Origin of the sequence: Winogradskyella poriferorum (genome assembly GCF_050618035.1) — a bacterium.
GTDB classification, from domain to species: Bacteria; Bacteroidota; Bacteroidia; order Flavobacteriales; family Flavobacteriaceae; genus Winogradskyella; species Winogradskyella poriferorum_A.
The window spans coordinates 1-236 of record NZ_JBODPY010000126.1 but is presented as its reverse complement, the minus strand read 5'-3'; the positions used below and the strand labels follow the sequence as shown (position 1 = coordinate 236).

The following is a 236-nucleotide window of genomic DNA, read 5'->3' as shown; positions in this document are numbered from 1 at the left end:
CCAGCCAAAGTTTTATGTTTACCAGAATTCGAATTCAGCTTGTCATTTTCTCTGGCAATATTTAGTGGTTGTTTGCTAATAGCAACACTTCTTACCTCTGAAGCACCATTGCCCAAGGCATGAACTGAAAATCCTCCAGCAGATGACAACACATCTAGTACCATCTTATTCAAACTTAAAGCTCGTACTCGCGTTCTGTTTTCACGATCATCTACAAAATATCCTGTTTTATGCCC

General features: G+C 39.4%; 1 protein-coding gene. It reads right to left on the bottom strand.

The genetic code is table 11. The features are described 5' to 3' along the window. Positions 1 to 236 (bottom strand): class I SAM-dependent methyltransferase (locus ACRHOC_RS15175; RefSeq protein ID WP_431159445.1); only part of this gene is annotated, 236 nt, incomplete at both ends.